The 591-nt window shown below is 50.1% G+C and carries 1 pseudogene; it reads left to right on the top strand.

Annotated elements, in window-relative coordinates:
• Nucleotides 1–591: pseudogene (locus K5E19_RS23480) on the top strand (HlyD family secretion protein); the annotation flags it as partial.

Here is a 591-nt window from a genome sequence, read left to right as displayed (position 1 = left end):
CTAATTTGCAGCTTAGTGATGCAAAACGCCTGAGCAGCCTTGCACAACTGGAGCAGCAACAATCCATTATTGCTCAGACAAAAGCGACCCTTTTAGCCAGTCAGGCATCGGCGCAGTATGCCAGTCAGAATGCTGAACGTTTTAATAAGCTTTATCAAAGAGGTACCGTCGCTGCGGACGATCAACAATAAGCCCATTCAACACAGCGTTCTGCATCCGCAGTCGTTCGTCAGAACGAAGCTGCTCTGACCTCAGCAGAGAAACAGGTAGGCGTGTTGAGGGCTGCATTACGTCAGGCGGAAGCCGATGTTGCAGTCGCGCAGGCAAAAGTCAGTCAGGCGAGGCTTAACCTTTCTTATACGCATATTGTTGCACCAGTCGATGGGATGGTAGGCCAGCGTTCGGTGCGCCTCGGAGCGTACGTTAACGCAGGGACACGTCTGCTGGCCGTGGTTCCGCTACATCAAACTTACATCACTGCCAATTATCTTGAAACACAGTTGGCAAATGTTCAGCAGGGGCAGAAGGTCTTAATTAAAATTGATGCCATGCCTGGCAAAAAGTTTACTGGACATGTCGATAGTATCGCTC

Origin of the sequence: Enterobacter sp. RIT637 (genome assembly GCF_019718755.1) — a bacterium.
Lineage (GTDB): Bacteria > Pseudomonadota > Gammaproteobacteria > Enterobacterales > Enterobacteriaceae > Enterobacter.
This window is presented reverse-complemented; position numbering and strand designations above follow the sequence as displayed.